Annotated in this window: 14 protein-coding genes; 8 read left to right on the top strand and 6 right to left on the bottom strand. The window is 64.0% G+C overall.

Annotated features, from left to right (window positions below):
• The first annotated feature begins 266 nt into the window (after positions 1-266).
• From NKI25_RS12965 to NKI25_RS12940, 6 genes are read left to right on the top strand one after another with little or no spacing between them, the layout of a single operon-like run.
• Entirely contained in the window at positions 267-1127 is an 861-nt protein-coding gene (locus tag NKI25_RS12965; RefSeq protein WP_352998553.1) for an FAD binding domain-containing protein, read from the top strand.
• Positions 1127-3883, top strand: a complete 2757-nt coding sequence (locus NKI25_RS12960) for a molybdopterin-dependent oxidoreductase (RefSeq protein ID WP_352998552.1) — start codon at positions 1127-1129, stop codon at positions 3881-3883. Before NKI25_RS12965 ends, NKI25_RS12960 begins: the two co-directional genes overlap by 1 nt.
• On the top strand, positions 3880-5424 hold the full coding sequence (locus NKI25_RS12955) for a 6-hydroxynicotinate reductase (RefSeq protein ID WP_352998551.1): 1545 nt from the start codon (positions 3880-3882) through the stop codon (positions 5422-5424). The genes NKI25_RS12960 and NKI25_RS12955 overlap by 4 nt, the downstream gene beginning before the upstream one ends.
• Positions 5421-6296 (top strand): UPF0280 family protein, encoded by an 876-nt coding sequence (locus NKI25_RS12950; RefSeq protein ID WP_352998550.1) that lies wholly within the window; start codon positions 5421-5423, stop codon positions 6294-6296. The genes NKI25_RS12955 and NKI25_RS12950 overlap by 4 nt, the downstream gene beginning before the upstream one ends.
• The gene (locus tag NKI25_RS12945; RefSeq protein ID WP_352998549.1) at positions 6289-6873 is read left to right on the top strand and encodes an amino acid synthesis family protein; all 585 of its coding nucleotides are present in this window, start codon (positions 6289-6291) and stop codon (positions 6871-6873) included. Before NKI25_RS12950 ends, NKI25_RS12945 begins: the two co-directional genes overlap by 8 nt.
• A complete protein-coding gene (locus tag NKI25_RS12940; RefSeq protein ID WP_023718174.1) occupies positions 6870-7331 on the top strand; it encodes a MarR family winged helix-turn-helix transcriptional regulator in 462 nt (153 codons plus the stop codon). Before NKI25_RS12945 ends, NKI25_RS12940 begins: the two co-directional genes overlap by 4 nt.
• Positions 7332-7399: 68 nt before the next feature.
• Here NKI25_RS12940 and NKI25_RS12935 read toward each other — a convergent pair whose 3' ends face one another.
• The 3 genes from NKI25_RS12935 to NKI25_RS12925 are packed head-to-tail and all read right to left on the bottom strand — an operon-like array spanning position 7400 to position 11255.
• Positions 7400-8365 (bottom strand): substrate-binding domain-containing protein, encoded by a 966-nt coding sequence (locus tag NKI25_RS12935; protein ID WP_254815861.1) that lies wholly within the window; start codon positions 8363-8365, stop codon positions 7400-7402.
• Entirely contained in the window at positions 8362-9675 is a 1314-nt protein-coding gene (locus NKI25_RS12930) for an ABC transporter permease (protein ID WP_023676963.1), read from the bottom strand. Before NKI25_RS12930 ends, NKI25_RS12935 begins: the two co-directional genes overlap by 4 nt.
• Positions 9672-11255, bottom strand: coding sequence for a sugar ABC transporter ATP-binding protein (locus NKI25_RS12925; protein ID WP_352691417.1), 1584 nt, complete (start codon positions 11253-11255; stop codon positions 9672-9674). Before NKI25_RS12925 ends, NKI25_RS12930 begins: the two co-directional genes overlap by 4 nt.
• A 217-nt stretch (positions 11256-11472) precedes the next feature.
• Here NKI25_RS12925 and NKI25_RS12920 point away from each other — a divergent pair, with 217 nt between their 5' ends.
• Together NKI25_RS12920 and NKI25_RS12915 are read left to right on the top strand one after the other, a co-directional pair.
• On the top strand, positions 11473-12492 hold the full coding sequence (locus tag NKI25_RS12920; protein WP_352998548.1) for a LacI family DNA-binding transcriptional regulator: 1020 nt from the start codon (positions 11473-11475) through the stop codon (positions 12490-12492).
• A 254-nt stretch (positions 12493-12746) separates the two neighbouring features.
• The gene (locus NKI25_RS12915; protein ID WP_352568534.1) at positions 12747-13370 is read left to right on the top strand and encodes a L,D-transpeptidase; all 624 of its coding nucleotides are present in this window, start codon (positions 12747-12749) and stop codon (positions 13368-13370) included.
• Between the two features lie 156 nt (positions 13371-13526).
• On the opposite strand, the gene NKI25_RS12910 is transcribed toward NKI25_RS12915, so the two are convergent.
• The 3 genes from NKI25_RS12910 to NKI25_RS12900 all read right to left on the bottom strand — a co-directional run bounded on the left by NKI25_RS12910 (position 13527) and on the right by NKI25_RS12900 (position 17040).
• The gene (locus NKI25_RS12910) at positions 13527-14528 is read right to left on the bottom strand and encodes an LLM class flavin-dependent oxidoreductase (RefSeq protein WP_352568533.1); all 1002 of its coding nucleotides are present in this window, start codon (positions 14526-14528) and stop codon (positions 13527-13529) included.
• Positions 14529-14684: 156 nt separating this feature from the next.
• The gene (locus NKI25_RS12905; protein ID WP_352998547.1) at positions 14685-15845 is read right to left on the bottom strand and encodes an AI-2E family transporter; all 1161 of its coding nucleotides are present in this window, start codon (positions 15843-15845) and stop codon (positions 14685-14687) included.
• A gap of 133 nt (positions 15846-15978) precedes the next feature.
• Positions 15979-17040 carry an LLM class flavin-dependent oxidoreductase gene (locus NKI25_RS12900; protein ID WP_352588590.1) on the bottom strand — a complete coding sequence of 354 codons (1062 nt, stop codon included), beginning with the start codon at positions 17038-17040 and terminating at the stop codon, positions 15979-15981.
• Positions 17041-17063: the final 23 nt, after the last annotated feature.

Below are 17063 nucleotides of genomic sequence, written 5' to 3'. Positions count from 1 at the left end.
TCCTTATTTTCTTGGTCTTGAGCTTAGGCTCCAATGAAAACGCGACCGGACGCAGAAACTTGACCAGATGGCCGGCTGCGTCAACCTCTCATGGCATAACAAATGCGTTCCGGGTGCACCGGTGCCAACAGCCGTGCAAACTCTGGCTTTGACAATTCCTGCCGGCTTGATATCATTTGCATACGAATGAATTTCCTGCCTTGAATGCTCGGGAAAATCTTTCGGCAGGATCCCCTCTCGGGAAGCCCATTCTGGGAAGGCAAAGCGTGATCCGTTTCGCAAAACCCACCACGGTCGACGACGCCCTCGCTTTGCTGGGCGAAGGGCAATGGCGCATCCTCGCCGGCGGCACCGACTTCTATCCGGCACAGGGCAGCAAGCCTTTCCGCGACAATGTCCTCGATATCAATGGCCTGGTGGCATTGCGCGGCATTGCCGAAGCCGAAAACCATTGGCTCGTCGGCGCGCGCACCACCTGGACCGATCTCGTCCGCCATCCTCTGCCGGCGGCTTTCGACGCGCTGAAGCAGGCGGCGCGGGAAGTCGGCTCGGTGCAGATCCAGAACGTTGCCTCGATTGCCGGCAATCTCTGCAACGCCTCGCCGGCCGCCGACGGCGTGCCGGCGCTGCTGGTGCTCGATGCCGAAGTCGAACTGCGTTCCGCTGTGGCGACCCGGCATCTGCCCCTTGCAGAATTCATCCTCGGCAACCGTCGCACCGCACTGCAGCCCGGCGAAATGGTCACGGCAATCCGCATTCCCAAACCCGCGACCGCCGGCAGCTCCGCCTTCGTGAAACTCGGCGCGCGGCGTTATCTCGTCATCTCCATCGCCATGGCCGCCGCACGCCTGGCCGTCGAAGATGGTATGGTCAGGAACGCGGCCGTCGCCGTCGGTTCCTGCTCGGTTGTCGCCAGGCGCCTGGCGGGTGTCGAGGCGGCGCTACGCGGCCGGCCCGTCGGCGACGCGCTGGCCACTGCGATCCAATCCGCACCGATGGACGAGTTGTCGCCGATCGGCGACGTGCGCGGCAGCGCCGAATATCGGCTGGACGCTGCGCGCGAGATCGTCGCCCGCGCCGTGCTTGGTGCGATGGGCGCTGTTCCCGACGAAAGGGCGGCGGCCTGATGGGCATGGAGCGCGCCGACATCGCCTTCGAAGTCAACGGCGCCGCCGTCAGCGTTTGTGTGCCGCCGGTGCGGCGGCTGTCCGCGGTGCTGCGCGACGAGTTGCGGCTGACCGGCACCAAGATCGGCTGTGATGCCGGCGATTGCGGCGCCTGCACGGTGCTGGTCGACGGCGAGCCGGTCTGCGCCTGCCTGATGCCCGCGGCTTCCGCCTCCGGCACCGTGGTGACGACAGTCGAAGGCCTCGCCAATGGCCGGTTGTCGGCGCTGCAGGCTTCGTTCCTCAGCCATGGCGCAGCGCAATGCGGCGCCTGCACGCCCGGCCTGCTGGTCGCGGCAACGGCACTCCTGGACAGGACGCCTTGCCCGAGCGAGGCCGAAACGCAGGATGCACTTGGCGGCGTGCTCTGCCGCTGTACCGGCTACCGCAAGATCGTCACCGCGGTGATGGATGCTTGGCGCCACGCCGATGGTTTCGATCAGCGCATGCCATCCTCTGGCCATGCCGTCGGCTCCTCCCCGATCCGCCTCGATGGCCTTCCGAAAGTCACTGGCGGCGAAAAATTCGGCGGCGATTCATTCCCGGCCGACGCATTGTCGGTGCTGGTGGTCCGCTCGCCGCATTATCATGCCGCTTTCACTTTTGGCGATCTCGGCAGCTGGGTGAAATCCCGTCCTGGCATTGCCGGCGTCTTCACCGCCGCCGACATTCCGGGAAAGAATTGTTTCGGCGTCATCGCGCCCTTCGCCGACCAGCCGGCGCTGGCCGAAGGGGTTTCGCGCTTTCGCGGTGAGGCGGTGGCGCTGGTTGCCGGCGAACGCGAGGCTATCCTCGATCTCGACCTTGCCGATTTTCCTGTCAGTTGGACCGAGTTGCCGCATTTTCTGGAAACTGGCGAAGCGCAGGCCGGCGGTGCGCAACTGGTCCATGAAAACCGGCCCTCGAACCTGCTCACCTCCGGCTTCGTCGAGCGTGGCGACCCGGAAGCCGCGCTTGCCGGTGCGGCTTTCGTCGTTTCCGGCACCATCGACACCTCCTATGTCGAGCATGCCTATATCGAACCGGAAGCCGGCTATGCCTTCATGGACGGCGACACGCTGGTCGTCGTCGCCTGCACGCAGGCGCCATATATGGACCGTGACGACACGGCAAAAGTGCTCGGCCTTGCCCCGGAACAGGTGCGCATCGTGCCGACCGCCACCGGCGGCGGCTTCGGCTCCAAGCTCGACGTCTCGCTGCAACCGCTCATCGGCCTCGTCGCCATGAAAACCGGCCGGCCGGCGGCGCTCGCCTACAGCCGCACCGAATCGATGATCTCGACCACCAAGCGCCATCCGGCTCTGATGAGAGCGAGCATCGGCGCCGATGCCGACGGCCGTGTCACCGGCATGGTCTTCGCCGGCGATTTCAACACCGGCGCCTATGCCAGCTGGGGGCCGACGGTCGCCAACCGCGTGCCGGTGCACGCCTCCGGCCCCTATGCGACGCCGAACTATCGCGCCGAAGGCCGCGCCATCCACACCAACGGCCCGATTGCCGGCGCCTTTCGCGGTTTCGGCGTGCCGCAGGCGACGATCATGCAGGAGACCCTCTATGACGACCTAGCCGACAAGCTCGGCATGGATCGGCTCGACTTTCGCCTGAAGAACTGCCTTCGGAACGGATCCGAAACAGTCACCGGCCAGCGGCTCGAGTCGGGCGTCGGCATCGCCGACTGCCTGGAGGCCCTGCGCTCACATTGGCGGCGTGCCCTAACTGACGCCGACGCGTTCAACGCCCGTAGCAGCAGCGAAAAAAAACGCGGCGTCGGCGTCGCCTCTTGCTGGTACGGTTGCGGCAACACCTCGCTGCCCAATCCGTCGACCATCAAGGTCGGCATCTCGGCATCGGGCGAAGTCGTCCTGCATCAGGGGGCGGTCGATATCGGGCAAGGTTCGAACACCGTCATCGCGCAGATCTGCGCCGAGGCGTTGGGTCTTCCGCTTGAAAAGCTGCGGCTGAAAGGCGCCGACACGGCGATCACCCCCGACGCCGGCAAGACATCGGCCTCGCGCCAGACCTTCGTCACCGGCAAGGCCGCCGAAAAGGCCGGCCGCGCCTTGCGCGATGAGATCTTGCGTTTCGCCAATGTCTCGGAAAAAGCGGCGATTGCGCTGGACGGCACAAGTCTGAGCATCGGGGAAGGCGAAGCGACGCGCCGCATCGATCTTTCCTCGCTGAAGGCAGACGCCGAAGGCTTTGTCTTCCGCGCCGAGGAAAGCTACGACCCGCCGACGCTGCCGCTCGATGCCAAGGGCCAGGGCAAGCCTTATGCCGTCTATGGCTATGGCGCCCAGATCGCCGAACTCGAGGTCGACCTCAGGCTCGGCACCGTGAAGCTTATAAAAATCACCGCCGCTCACGATGTCGGCAAGGCCATCAACCCTTTACTGGCAGAGGGCCAGATCGAGGGTGGCATCGCCCAGGGCATCGGCATGGCGCTGATGGAGGAATTCATCCCCGGCCGCACCGAAAACCTGCACGATTATCTGATCCCGACCATCGGCGACGTGCCACCGATCGAGACCATCCTGATAGAAGTTCCGGATCCGGAAGGACCCTTCGGCGCCAAGGGTTTGGGCGAGCATGTGCTGATCCCGACGGCGCCGGCGATCCTCAACGCCATCCGCCACGCCACCGGTGTACTGGTCACCAAAATTCCGGCGACGCCGACCCGCATCCGCGCCGCCATCCTCGACAAGGAGGCGCGCCGATGAGCGAGCTTGCCGAACGCTTCGAGACACACGATCCCGGCGAGAAGCTGGTGGCCGAGAAGATCCGCTGCGATGCCTGTCCGGTCATGTGCTACATCGCCGATGGCCGCACCGGCGCCTGCGACCGCTACGGCAATGTTGGCGGCAGGATCGTGCGGATGGATCCACTGACCATCCTCGACCACGCGGCCGAGACCGGCGCCGCAATCGTACCCTTTGCCGAAGAAGGCGAGACATGGGACGGCGAACTGGTCAACACCGGCCGCCGCTTCGTCACCGCCATCGGCGCCGGCACCACCTATCCCGATTACAAGCCGGCGCCCTTCATCGTCAGCCAGGAGGTCGAGGGCGTCGATCTGGTCACCGTCGTCACCGAGGGCATCTTCTCCTATTGCGGCGTCAAGGTGAAGATCGACACCGACCGTCATATCGGCCCCGAAACGGCTACGGTCCGTGCCCAAGGCGAGGCGATCGGCCATGTCACGACCGGCGAATACGGCTCGCAGATGCTGTCGCTGGGCGGCGTACATCATTTGACCGGCGGCTCGAAGGCTGAAGGGCGCGCCACCTGCGACGCCATGCTCGCGCTGTGCAACCGCAAACCGGTTGAACTCGTCATCGACGGCGGCGCCACCGTCATCGTCGAAGCCGGCAAGCCGCCGGTCATCGACGGCAAGCTCGAGCAGCGCATGCGCGTCGGCTGCGGTTCGGCTACCATAGGCATGTTCGCGACCCAATGGCGCGGCCTTGTCGACGAGGTGGTGGTGGTCGATGACCACATCACCGGCGTCGTCTCCGAGCATCAGGCCGGCAAGGTGCTTGGCTGGCAGGATACCGGCATCAAGATCATCGGCCGCCGTTCGACGCCGGGCCGTTATTTCAAGGTGTCGGAGCCCGGTCTCGGCTGGGGCGGCACCAGCATTTCCGACCCGCTGTCGATCCTTGGTGAATGGAACGCCAAAAAGGGTGCGCGCCCCGGCATGTCGCTGCTGATGGTCTCGACCACCGGCGAGCAATTCGCCTATTACGAGCTCGACGACCAACTGAAGCCGGTCCAGAAACCGTTCCCGGAGCGGCTGCGGAAGTCGGTCGAACTGATCGAGGACAATTGCGAGCCGGCGCTCTGCACCGTGCTTTTCGTCGGCGGCGCCGGCGGCTCGCTGCGCGCCGGCGTCACCGAGAACCCGGTCAATCTGACCCGCTCGGTGCAGGGCTTGACGACCTATGTGACGGTCGGCGGCGCGCCGGTCTATGTCTGGCCGGGCGGCGGCATCACGCTGATGGTCGACGTCACCCGCGTGCCGGAAGGCGCCTTCGGCTATGTGCCGACCCCGGCGCTGGTGGCGCCGATCGAGTTCACCATGCGCCGCGACGATTATGTCAGGCTTGGCGGCTACGAAGGCGAAATCCGCAGCGTCGACGATATCCTGGCCAAGGGCGGCGAATATCTCAATCCGCGCCGCGGCACGGCCGCACCCCGTGACAATCCCTGGCCGCCGCTGGCGCAGTTGCGTTGCGCGACCGCAAACGGGGCCGGGCGATGAACGGCCCGCAGGCACATTGGCTCGAGGACGGCCGGAGGCTTCACCTCAATCATGGGCCGATCGACCTGATCGTCGAGGCATTCGGCGAGGCGAGTGAATGCAGCGCCGCATATCGCCAGGCAGTGGCGCGCTTCCAGACAATCTTGCCCGAACTGGTCGAAGAGTTGCCCGAACTGCGGCGCCCGGCCGCCTCGCGGCCACGTGCTTTCGCTGGCCCGACGGCGCGCCGCATGGAAGCGGCAGTCGTTCCGCTAGCGAAACAATTCATCACACCGATGGCGGCCGTCGCCGGCTCGGTAGCCGACGAAGTGCTTGGCGCGCTGCTTGCCGGCCGCCGGCTCGAGCGCGCCTATGTCAACAATGGCGGCGACAGCGCGATCTATCTCGGCCACGGGCAGTCGATGACGCTTGCCATTGCCGGGACAGGTCATGGGTTGGCAGATCGTCTCACGATTCGCCCCGAAGACGGGATCCGCGGTGTCGCGACAAGCGGCTGGCGCGGCCGCTCCTTTTCGCTGGGCATCGCCGACGCGGTCACAGTGCTGGCGCGAACGGGTGCTGAAGCCGATGCCGCCGCGACCTTGATCGCCAACGCCGTCGACCTGCCCGGTCATCCGGCCGTTAGGCGCGTACGGGCGCGCGATCTCGCACCTGACAGCGACCTAGGCGACCGTTTGGTGACGCAGGGCGTGGGGCTGCTTTCCGCCGCTGAAATCGCTATTGCGCTGGAAGGCGGATTTGCCGTTGCCGAGGAGTTTCGGCGGCGCGGCCTGATTGCCGCCGCGGCGCTTTTCCTCGGCGGTCAGGCGCGCATCGCAGGTCCGATGGCGCTCGCCAATAAAGTTTTAGAGAGGGAAATTGCTCATGCCTGAGTTTCCGATCCGCAAGATCGCCGTGCTGACCGAAGAGATTTTTCACGAAGGCGGGCCGGTGGCGAAGGTGCCGCGGCACCGCGCGGCGGCCATGGCTGTGGTCAAGAACCCGTTCGCCGGCCGTTACGTCGAGGAACTGCAGAGCGCCATGGAGGATTTGAAGCCGCTCGGGCTGCTGCTCTCCGACAGGCTTATTGCCGCATTGGGCGGCGACGTCAAACAGATCGACGGTTACGGCAAGGGCGCCATCGTCGGCATGGCGGGCGAGCTGGAGCATGGCGCGCTGTGGCATGTGCCGGGCGGCTATGCCATGCGCGAACGGCTCGGCGACGCCAAGGCGATCGTGCCCTCGGCGAAAAAGGTCGGCGGCTTCGGCGCGCGGCTCGATGTGCCGCTCGGCCACATCAACGCCGCCTATGTGCGCAGCCATTTCGATGCCATGGAAATCGGCATCAGCGATGGCCCCCGTCCCGACGAGATCCTGTTTTGCCTCGCCATGACCTGCGGCCCGCGCGTGCACGACCGCATGGGTGGGCTGGCGGCCAAGGACATTAAGGCATGGGATGGGCTGCGGTGAGCGCCGAGGACAATCTGCTCAAGCTGGTCGAGGCCGAGGAGCCTGACGAAAACGACTATCGCTTGCAGGAGCAGGTCGGCTTCATCCTGCGCAAGGCGCATCAGCGCCATGTCTCGATCTTCGCCGCACACATCGCCGATCTGACGCCGCCGCAATTTGCCGCTTTGGCCAAATTGCGCGACGTCGGCGAGACCTCGCAGAACCAGCTTGGCAGCCTGATCGCCATGGATGCGGCGACCGTGAAGGGCGTCATCGACCGGCTGAAAGCGCGTGGCTTTGTCGAACTTAGCAAACACGAAGTCGACAAACGGCGCCTGCTGGTCAATCTGACCGCCGAGGGGCGCGACGCGATCGAGCGGCTGATTCCGCTTGCCCGTGAGATTACGCAGGAAACGCTGGCGCCGCTTTCCGCCAAGGAAGCGGCCATTTTCATGAAGCTGCTGGCCAAGCTGGCTTAATCTGCTGCCTGCCGGCGTTTGGTTGTTGTTCCTGCCGGGCGCTGAACGCCCGGCAGGAAAGCCTCGTCTCAGAGGCCGTTGTCCTTCAGGATCTGGGCGGCATTTTCCTTGGTGATCTTCTGCGTCGGCAGGGTGATGGTCTTTTCCACCTTCTCCCCGTTCAGGAACTTGATCGCCTGCCGCAGCCCTTCGGCGCCCGGCGTCACATAAGTGAACGTCGCCGTCAGCTCGCCATTGGCGACCAGCTGCACGCCTTCATTGGGCAGGCCGTCGATGCCGATGAACTTGATGTCCTTCTCACGTCCGACGTCCTTGGCGGCAAGATAGGCGCCATAGGCCATCGGATCATTGTGGCCGTAGACAAGATCGATTTTCTCGTTGTTACGCAACGCCGTCGCCATGATGTTGTAGGCCTGGTCCTGCTTCCAGTCGCCCGACTGCTGGTCGAGCAGGTATTTTATGCCTGGCTCCTTGTCGGTGAATTCATGGAAGCCATCATGGCGGTCGTGTGCCGGCTGGGTGCCCATGCCGCCCCAGATCTCGACGACGTTGCCGGCGGCCTTGCCCTTGCCGCCAAGCAGCTCGACGGCATATTCACCGGCAGCCCGGCCGATCAGCTTGTTGTCGCCGCCGACGAACTGCGTGTAGTCGTTGGTTTCGACGTTGCGGTCGAGCACGAAGACCGGGATCTTGGCATCGATCGCCTGCTGCACGACACCGGTCAGGCCGGCGGATTCTTTCGGTGATACCAAGAGCGCATCGACCTCCTGACGGATAAGGTTTTCGACATCGGCGACCTGCTTCTCGGTCTTGTCCTCGCCGTCGGTGATGATCAGCTCGACTTCCGGATGCTTGGCCGCTTCGGCCAGGATGTCCTTGTTGAACTGGGCGCGCCAGGGTTCGATGGTCGTCACCTGCGAGAAGCCGATCTTCCACTTCTTGTCCTGCGCATGGGCGCCGCCGGCAAGCATGGCGGTCGTGGTCAGGAGTGCCGCTGTCAGCCCGGCGAGCTTCAACAATTCACGTCGTTTCATTTCTTGTTTCCTCCAATATTCAGAGACGCGGTCTCTTGCGACGGCCGCTTTGCCGCGGCCGTTTCCTTGTGCGCTTGCCCACCGGGCAGTCGCAGATAGAAGAGAAGATCACCGGCACTGCGCTCCTGTACGAGCACGGTACCGATGATGATCATCCCCTTCAGCACCAGCTGAAGGTTCGAATTGATGTTGTGCAGCTGCAGGATGTTGGAGAGCAGCCCGAAGATCAGCACGCCGCAGAACGTCCCGGTGAGGCTGCCGCGTCCGCCCATCAGGCTGGTGCCGCCGATGACCACGGCGGCAATCGCGTCGAGCTCCAGCCCGGCGCCGGCGTCCGGCTTGCCTTGCCGGTACTGCGCGACATAGAGCACCGCCGCGATGCCGGCCAGCAGCCCTGACACGGCATAGGTGGCGATCTTCACGCGGCCTGCGGCGATGCCCGACAGCCGCGCCGCCTCCTCATTGCCGCCGATCGCATAGACATAGCGGCCGAACGGAGTGAAGCGCAGCACGGCGCCGTAGATCAGGATGGCGCCGAGGAAGAACAGGCCCGGCATCGGGATCACGCCGAATACCAGCGAGCGCAGCATTTCGAAATCGGCGGTGGCATTCGAGCCGGTGTAGACCGGCAGCACCGCATTGTTCTGGCCGGCCGTCAGCCGGGCGATGCCGAGCGCAGTGACCATCATCGCCAGCGTCACGATGAAGGGCTGCAGCCGCCCGGCGACGATGATGAAGCCGTTGAGCGCGCCGAACAGCAGGCCGACGCAAGGCGCCACCAGCAGCACGCCGAGCACGCCGAATTTTGAGCCCACCTGCGGCAGCAGGAACCACAGCACCAGACTGCACAGGATCACCCCGACAATGCCGGGTGTCACCAGCCCGCGAACGCTGTCCAACCTGATGTCGTGCGTGGCCTGCGCGCCGGCGCGGGATTTTTCGATGTTCAGCAGGATGAAACGAGTGACGAGAATGCCGAGGCAAAGGGCTGCCAGGGCAACTGTCGGCACCCCCAGCACCACCGCCGGCGTCACGCCGGGGACCGTCAGCAGCATGGCACAGACGACCGTGCAGATAGCCATCAGCGAGCCGACGGAAAGGTCGATACCGCCGGTGATGATCACCGCAGTCATGCCGGTGGCAATCAGCCCGGTGGTCGACACCTGGCGCAGCACATCGAGCAGGTTGCCGTAGGACAGGAAGATGTTGTTGCCCTTGGAGCTGATCGGCGAGCCGAGCACGCCGATCAGGAAGATGGCGATCAGGCCCCAATAGAGCTTCGTCCGGGACAGGATATGCAAAATGCTCATGCGGCAGGCCTCGTCATCGTCCGTCGCGGCGCCGCAAGCCGCATGATGGCCTCCTCGCTGGCTTGCGCGCGGGACAGGATTCCCGTCTGGCGGCCGTCGGCCATGACCAGGATACGGTCGGAAAGATGCAGCAGCTCCGGCAATTCCGAGCTGATGACGGCGATTGCCAGCCCGTCTCGCGCCAGCTTGAAGATGAGATCGTAGATTTCCCGCTTGGCACCGACATCGATGCCGCGCGTCGGCTCGTCGAGCAGCAGCACCCGCGGCCTCGTCGCCAGCCATTTACCGATGACGACCTTCTGCTGGTTGCCGCCGGACAGCGTGCCGGCCGGCTGCTCGACGGTCTCGCAGCGAATTCCGAGCGCCTTGACGGCGTCCCGTGCCAGCCCTTGCTCGCCGGCCAGCGAGCGCAGGCCGAACCGCGCCAGCGCGCCGACCAGCGGCAGTGCGACATTGTCGGTGATCGAGGCCTCGAGGTGCAGGCCTTGCGTCTTGCGGTCTTCGGTGACCAGGGCGATGCCGAGCCGGCGTGCGTCGCGCGGCGAACGGATTTCTACTGCCTCGCCATCGAGCCAGATCTCACCGCCGGCACGGCCGCCGCTGGACCCGAAGATGGTTTCCAGGATTTCGGTACGGCCCGAGCCCAGCAATCCGCCGATACCGAGAATTTCTCCGGCGGCAAGATCGAAGCTGACGCCGTCGAGCACGGTGCGCCAGCCATGGCGATTGGGCTTCGACAGCGACAGCTCGCTTACGGAAAGGACGGTGTTGCCACCGGGAATGCGGTGTTCCTGGGAGGAAGCAAGCAGGTTTCGCCCGACCATCGCCGAAATTATGGCGTCTTCGTCGAGCTTGTCCATCGCCTGCGTCAGGACGTGGCGTCCATCGCGAAACACGGTGACGCGGCTGGCCAGATGCATAACCTCGTCGATGCGGTGCGAAATGTAGACGATCGCCACGCCGCTGTCGGCGAGCTGGCGGATGATGCGGAACAGCCGCTGGCATTCGGCCGGCGAAAGCGCCGAGGTCGGCTCGTCCATGATCAGAATGCGCGCCGACATCGACAGCGCCTTGGCGATCTCGACCAGCTGCTGTTCGCCGACGCGCAAGGCACCGACGCGCGCATCCGGGTCGAGCTCGATGCCGAGCCTTTGCAAGAGCGTTCCGGCGGCGCGGCTGCTCGCCTTGCGGTCGACGATCAGTCCGGCGATCAGCTTCTCGCGGCCGAGAAAAATGTTGTCGGCGACGCTGAGTTCGGGGACGAGGTTCAGCTCCTGGTGGATGATGGCGATGCCGGCGCGCTCGGCTTCGCGGACGCCGGTAAAGCGCACCGGGTGGCCATCGATACTGACCGTTCCGTTATAATCCGTGTAGACGCCGGACAGGATCTTCATCAGCGTCGACTTGCCGGCGCCGTTCTCGCCCATCAGCGCATGGACCTCGCCGCGCCGCAGTTCGAAGCCGACATCGACAAGCGCGGCGATACCGCCGAAGGACTTGGAGATGTGCTCGGCGCTCAGTACGACAGCCGAGCCGTCCGCCATAACGCCTTGCGCAGGGATGGAATTGCCGTGCTGCATGACAAGGACGGCCTCCCTCCGTCGTCACCGAACACCTCAAACGCTAATCTAAACGTTTCGATCATGTCAAGGCAATATCTGGAGCCTGAGATTGTTCCATTTCAATTCTTGCGCAAAATCATAAGATTCCGTACGTATTGCTACCGTGGAGTGGTGAAACGTTTCGAAAATGACAGCGTCAGGACGAAAAAAGCAGCGCAAATTCACGGCTCCGACTATGCTTCATGTGGCCGAGGCCGCGCGTGTTTCCGTGGCCACCGTATCGGCGCTGATCAACGGCACCGCGACCGTCAGCCCCGAGCTCAGCCAGCGCATCGAACAGGCGATCCGCGACATCGGCTACAAGCGCAACGCCATTGCCCGCAGCCTGAAGATGGGCACCACACGCACCATCGGGCTCACCGTCCCACACATCACCAATCCGTTCTTTACCGACGTCGTTTCGGTCATCCAGCAGGCTTTCGACAGGGCCGGCTACGCCGTCATGCTGTGCTGCACCGACGAGCACCTGAACACGCAGGACGACCAGATCAGGCTGCTGCTCGACCGCATGGTCGACGGACTGATCGTCGCGCGTGTCGGTGACGGCGCGATCCTCAAACGGATTGTCGACGACGCCAATGTGCCGGTCGTGCTGCTCGACCGTGTTTGCCAGGGTGTCGACACCGATGCCGTCGTTCTCGACAATCAGCGCGCGGTGTTCGACGCCATCACTTACCTGATCGATCTCGGCCATCGGCGCATCGGCTACATCTCCGGCTCGTTCGATATCTCGCCGATGCATGACCGCATGGCGGGATACCGCGAGGCCCTCCAGGCCGCCGGCCTGCCGGCCGAGACCGAACTCGTCCGCTTCGGCAACTTCCACGAAGTCGATGGCTACAACGCAACCATGCAGCTGCTTTCGCTGCACGACCGGCCGAGCGCCATCTTTTCGGCCAACAACCCGATGGTGATCGGCACCATGAAGGCCATTCGCGATATCGGCCTGTCCTGTCCGGAGGATATTTCGGTCGCCTGCTTCGACGACTTTCCGTGGTCGGATGTGTTCCGGCCGCAATTGACCACGGTCGCACAGCCGGTGCAGGCGATTGGCGAACAGGCGGCCAATCTGCTGCTCGACCGGCTCGCCGGAAACAGGGATGCGCCGCCGCGCAAGCTGACGCTCAAGGGACGCCTGATGATCCGCAATTCATGCCGTCCGCTAGGTGCGACTGCGCAGAGCGTCAGCGCGTAGCGCTTGGGCTCTGTTCAGAAACTTTGCAATGCCGGACGGACAGCGCTCCCTCTGTCCTGCCGACCCCGGGCCTTCGCAGCCACTACGGGCGTTCGTCGTTCGAAAACCGAGCAATTGAAGGACGCGGCGCCGATCGAGCCAAGTGGCCAACAATCAGCCAGCCGACAGTCAGGAAAATCTTGGCAATCGAAGCATGTCGGATTAGGAATATGACGAGATGCGGCTGATCGTTCACACGGGCGCCGGCTTGAGTCATGCGCGTGAAATCGATCCTAATTGGGCTGGGACTTGCTGGGATGGTCGCATTCTCCGGCTGCACCACCGGCGGAGCATTACAGACCTTTCCCCAGGCCTATGGCGGCCTCACCGACGCCGGTTTCCGCATTCCGCCGGTTCCGATCTACAAGGTCGACCCAAAGTTCCGTCGGCAGACAGTGCCTTATGCAACTGACGAGGAGCCTGGCACCATCATTGTCGATACAGGAGCGAAGTTTCTCTACTACGTGCTGGGAGACGGTCAGGCACTGCGCTACGGCATCGGCGTCGGCAAGGCGGGCTTCGAGTGGCATGGCACTGCTCACGTTGCGAGGAAGCGCGAATGGCCGGATTGGAGCGCGCCGTCCGCGATGATCGTGCGCGAGCAGAAGCGAGGCCGCATCATACCGGCCCATATGGAGGGCGGACTCGTGAACCCGCTCGGTGCGCGGGCGCTTTATCTTTTCAACGAGAAGGGTGACACTGGATATCGCCTGCACGGTAGCCCCGAATGGTGGTCCATCGGCAAAGCCGTGTCTGCGGGCTGCATTCGCCTCATGAACCAGGACATCATCGATCTCTATGACCGCTCCACAATCGGCACCAAGGTGATCGTTATTTAGTGGACGCCGCGTTTCCCGCTAACGGACGAGCATGACGGATCGAAAACCTCCGCGTAAAACGCGCGAAATGTTCGCTATGTCTTCGCACACCTGTTCGCGATGTTCCCTGCCTAAGGCCGGCCTTGCCCGCAACAGTGGCAAGTGGCGAACCAACTCTCAGGCAGCTTCCGACAGCGATTTGTGAGCGTCGGCCAGGATCTCGAACGAGCGCACCCGCGCCGCATGGTCGAAAATCTGCGCTGTGACCATCAGCTCGTCGGCCCCTGTGCGGCGCACAAACGCCTCGATGCCTTGCCTGACCGTTTCCGGGGAGCCGACGGCGGCGCAGGAAAGCGCCTGGCCGAGCATGGTCTTGGCCATTGGATCGAGGTCGCGCTCATATCCTTCGACCGGCGGCGGCAATCGGCCGGGCCGGCCGGTGCGCAGATTGACGAAGGCCTGCTGCAGCGAGGTGAACAACAGCCGCGCCTCGGCATCGGAAGGAGCGGCGAAGACGTTGAGGCCGAGCATCACATAAGGCTTGTCGAGCTGCTCCGAAGGCTGGAAACGCGAGCGGTAGATCTCCAGAGCATGGTCGAGCTCGGCCGGCGCAAAATGCGAAGCGAAGGCGTAGGGCAGGCCGAGCATGGCGGCAAGCTGCGCGCCGTAGAGGCTGGAACCGAGAATCCAGATCGGCACCTTTTCGCCTTCGCCGGGCACCGCGCGGATGCGTTGGCCGTCTTCGGCCGGCTGCAAGTAACCCATCAGCTCGACGACGTCCTGCGGGAAATTGTCGGCGCCAGCGTCGAGGTTACGGCGCAGCGCCCGTGCCGTGGCCATGTCGGTGCCGGGCGCCCGGCCGAGGCCGAGATCGATGCGGCCAGGATGCAGAGCGTTAAGCGTACCGAACTGCTCGGCGATGACCAGCGGCGAATGATTGGGCAGCATGATGCCGCCGGCGCCGACGCGTATCGTATTGGTGCCGCCGGCCACATGGGCAATGACCACCGAGGTGGCGGCGCTGGCGATGCCCGGCATATTGTGGTGCTCTGCCAGCCAATAGCGCCGGTAACCCAGCCGCTCGGCATGACGGGCGAGATCGAGCGAATTGGCGAGTGACTGTGAAGCGTTGCTGCCTTCGACGATCGGCGACAGGTCGAGAACGGAAAGAACGGTCATCGGCGCGGGTTTCCTGTGGGCCGAAGGGATGTAGGAAGCCGTTGCCGAGGCGGCAAATTCAAAATGTTGATGGAGCGCTGAGGGCACAACGGACGTGCGACCGATGCAAGGTCGTGATCTGCCCCATCGGGGGGACGCTTTTGACCCTTTAAGCCGCTACTTTTTCACCTCGGGAATCTCTTCGTCCTCGATCGCTGCCGTATGCTGCGCCGCCAGGAAATTGCCGACATGACTGAGGCCGTCGAAATGATCGCAGAACACCTTGATGACGACCAGCAGCGGCACCGCCAGCAGCGCGCCGACAAAACCCCACAGCCACGACCAGAAGGCGATGGCGATGAGGATCGCCACTGCGTTGATTTCGAGACGGCGGCCGACCACCGTCGGCGTCACGAACTGGCCTTCGACGACATCGCACATAAGGACGAAGGCCGGCGCCAGCAGCGCATAGGAAATCGTGTCGAAGCTTATCAGCGCGATGATCGTAACCAGCGTGATGGTGGTCAGCGCCCCGATATAGGGCAGGAAATTGAGCAGAGCCGCTGCCGCGCCCCAGACCTGCGCGTTGGGCACGCCGAGCGCCCACAGGCCGAGCCCGATGACCACGCCGAGACATGTATTGATGACCGTGACAGTAAGCAGATAATGCGAGATTTCACGTTCTACGTCGTAGACGACGCGCAGCGCCCGCTTCTTTTCGCTGAGACTGGGGAAGGACTGGACGATCTTTTCATAGAACATCGTGCCCGAGGCGAGCAGGAACAGCGACAGGACGAAGACGATGGTAACGCTGGCGCCGGCCGACAGCACATTGCCGGCGGCCTGCGAGAGAATACCGGATGGCGCCGTCGCCACCCTCTGAACGCCCGGCTCCTGGGATGTCTGTGTCAGGCCCTCGATCTGGCGCGAAATCTCCACGATCCGTTCGAACGGACGGCGCAGTTGTGCCAGACGTTCGGTAAGCTGCTGGCCGATCGTCGAGGTGTTGTTGATGAGGTCGATGACCGGGCCGCTGAGCAGAAATCCCGCGACGGCGACGAGGCAGAACGAAAGCAGCACCAACAGTGTCGCTGAAATGACATCGGGCATGCCATGCTTGCGCAGGAAGCGAACGATCGGCGTCAGCGTCAGCGCCAGCAGGAAAGCCAGAATGACCGGCATGAAGAAGGCGCGGGCGAAGTAAAGCGCGTAGATCGCCATGAGAATGAAGATGCCGACGAGCAGCGAACGCATCAGATGCGCATCCGCCCGCGCCTCGACGCGCGGATCCAGGCTTTCGGCAGCGCTTGCGCCCGAAGCGTCGGGTTCGGCTTTCATTCTGACCCTCGGCGGCACACCGCGATTGGTGCAGACCGTTGGCGAAAACGCCTCTGTCGCTTCAAGGTTCCGTTAGCCGGCGTCACCGGCAAGGCCGCCTCGCGGCCTTGGCAATGAATCAGGTGACTGGGAATCAGGCAACCGGCGCCGCCACGGCGGGAACGGCCTTAGCAGTTTCCCGGCGCACGATCGGCGCCACTTTGGTGCCGTAGAGTTCGATGGCCTTCATCACCTTGGCGTGCGGCATGGTGCCGATCGCCATTTGCAGCAGGAAGCGGTCGTTGCCGAATATCCTGTGCTGGGCAATGATCTTCTCGGCCACCTGTTCTGGATTGCCGACGAACAGCGCGCCGTTTGGGCCGCGCGATTGGTTGAAATGCGCCCGCGATGTCGGCCCCCAGCCGCGCTCGCGGCCGATGCGGTTCATCACCTCGGCCTGCGGCCCGTAAAAATCGTCGGCTGCCTGGTCCGTGGTGTCGGCAATGAAGCCGTGCACGTTGAGACTGGTGGCAAGGCTTGCCGGATCGTTGCCGGCGCGCCTGGCTGCATCCCTGTAGATGTCGAACAGCGGTGCGAACCGCGCCGGCTCGCCACCGATGATCGCCAGTGCCAGCGGCAACCCGAGCACGCCCGCGCGGGCGACGGATTGCGGTGTTCCACCGACGGCGATCCAGATCGGCAATTTGTCCTGCAAGGGCCGCGGATAGACGCCGCGGTCGTTGATCGGCGCGCGCAGACTGCCCGACCAGGTCACCTTGACATGATCGCGGATGGCGAGCAGCAGGTCGAGCTTCTCGGCGAAGAGCTCGTCATAATCTTCGAGATTGTAGCCGAACAGCGGAAAGGACTCGATGAACGAGCCGCGCCCGGCCATGATCTCGGCACGGCCGCCGGACAGAAGATCGAGGGTGGCAAACTGCTGGAAGACGCGCACCGGATCGTCGGACGACAGCACGGTGACAGCGCTGGTCAGCCTTATGCGCTTGGTCCGTTCGGCCGCCGCCGCCAGCGCCACCACCGGAGCCGAGGCAGCATAGTCGGGACGGTGGTGCTCGCCGAGACCAAAGACGTCCAGCCCGACCTGGTCGGCGAGCTCGATCTCCTCGATCAGGTTGCGCAACCGCTCATGCGCACCGATCGCACCGGGACCTGGTTCCGGGCTGACGTCGGCGAAGGTGTAGAGACCGAGTTCCATAGTGTGTCATCTCAGCGTTTTGT

The organism is Mesorhizobium sp. M0808 (genome assembly GCF_040320025.1).
Taxonomy (GTDB): domain Bacteria; phylum Pseudomonadota; class Alphaproteobacteria; order Rhizobiales; family Rhizobiaceae; genus Mesorhizobium.
The sequence above is the reverse complement of the archived record's forward strand: the minus strand, read 5'-3'. Positions and strand labels throughout refer to the sequence as shown.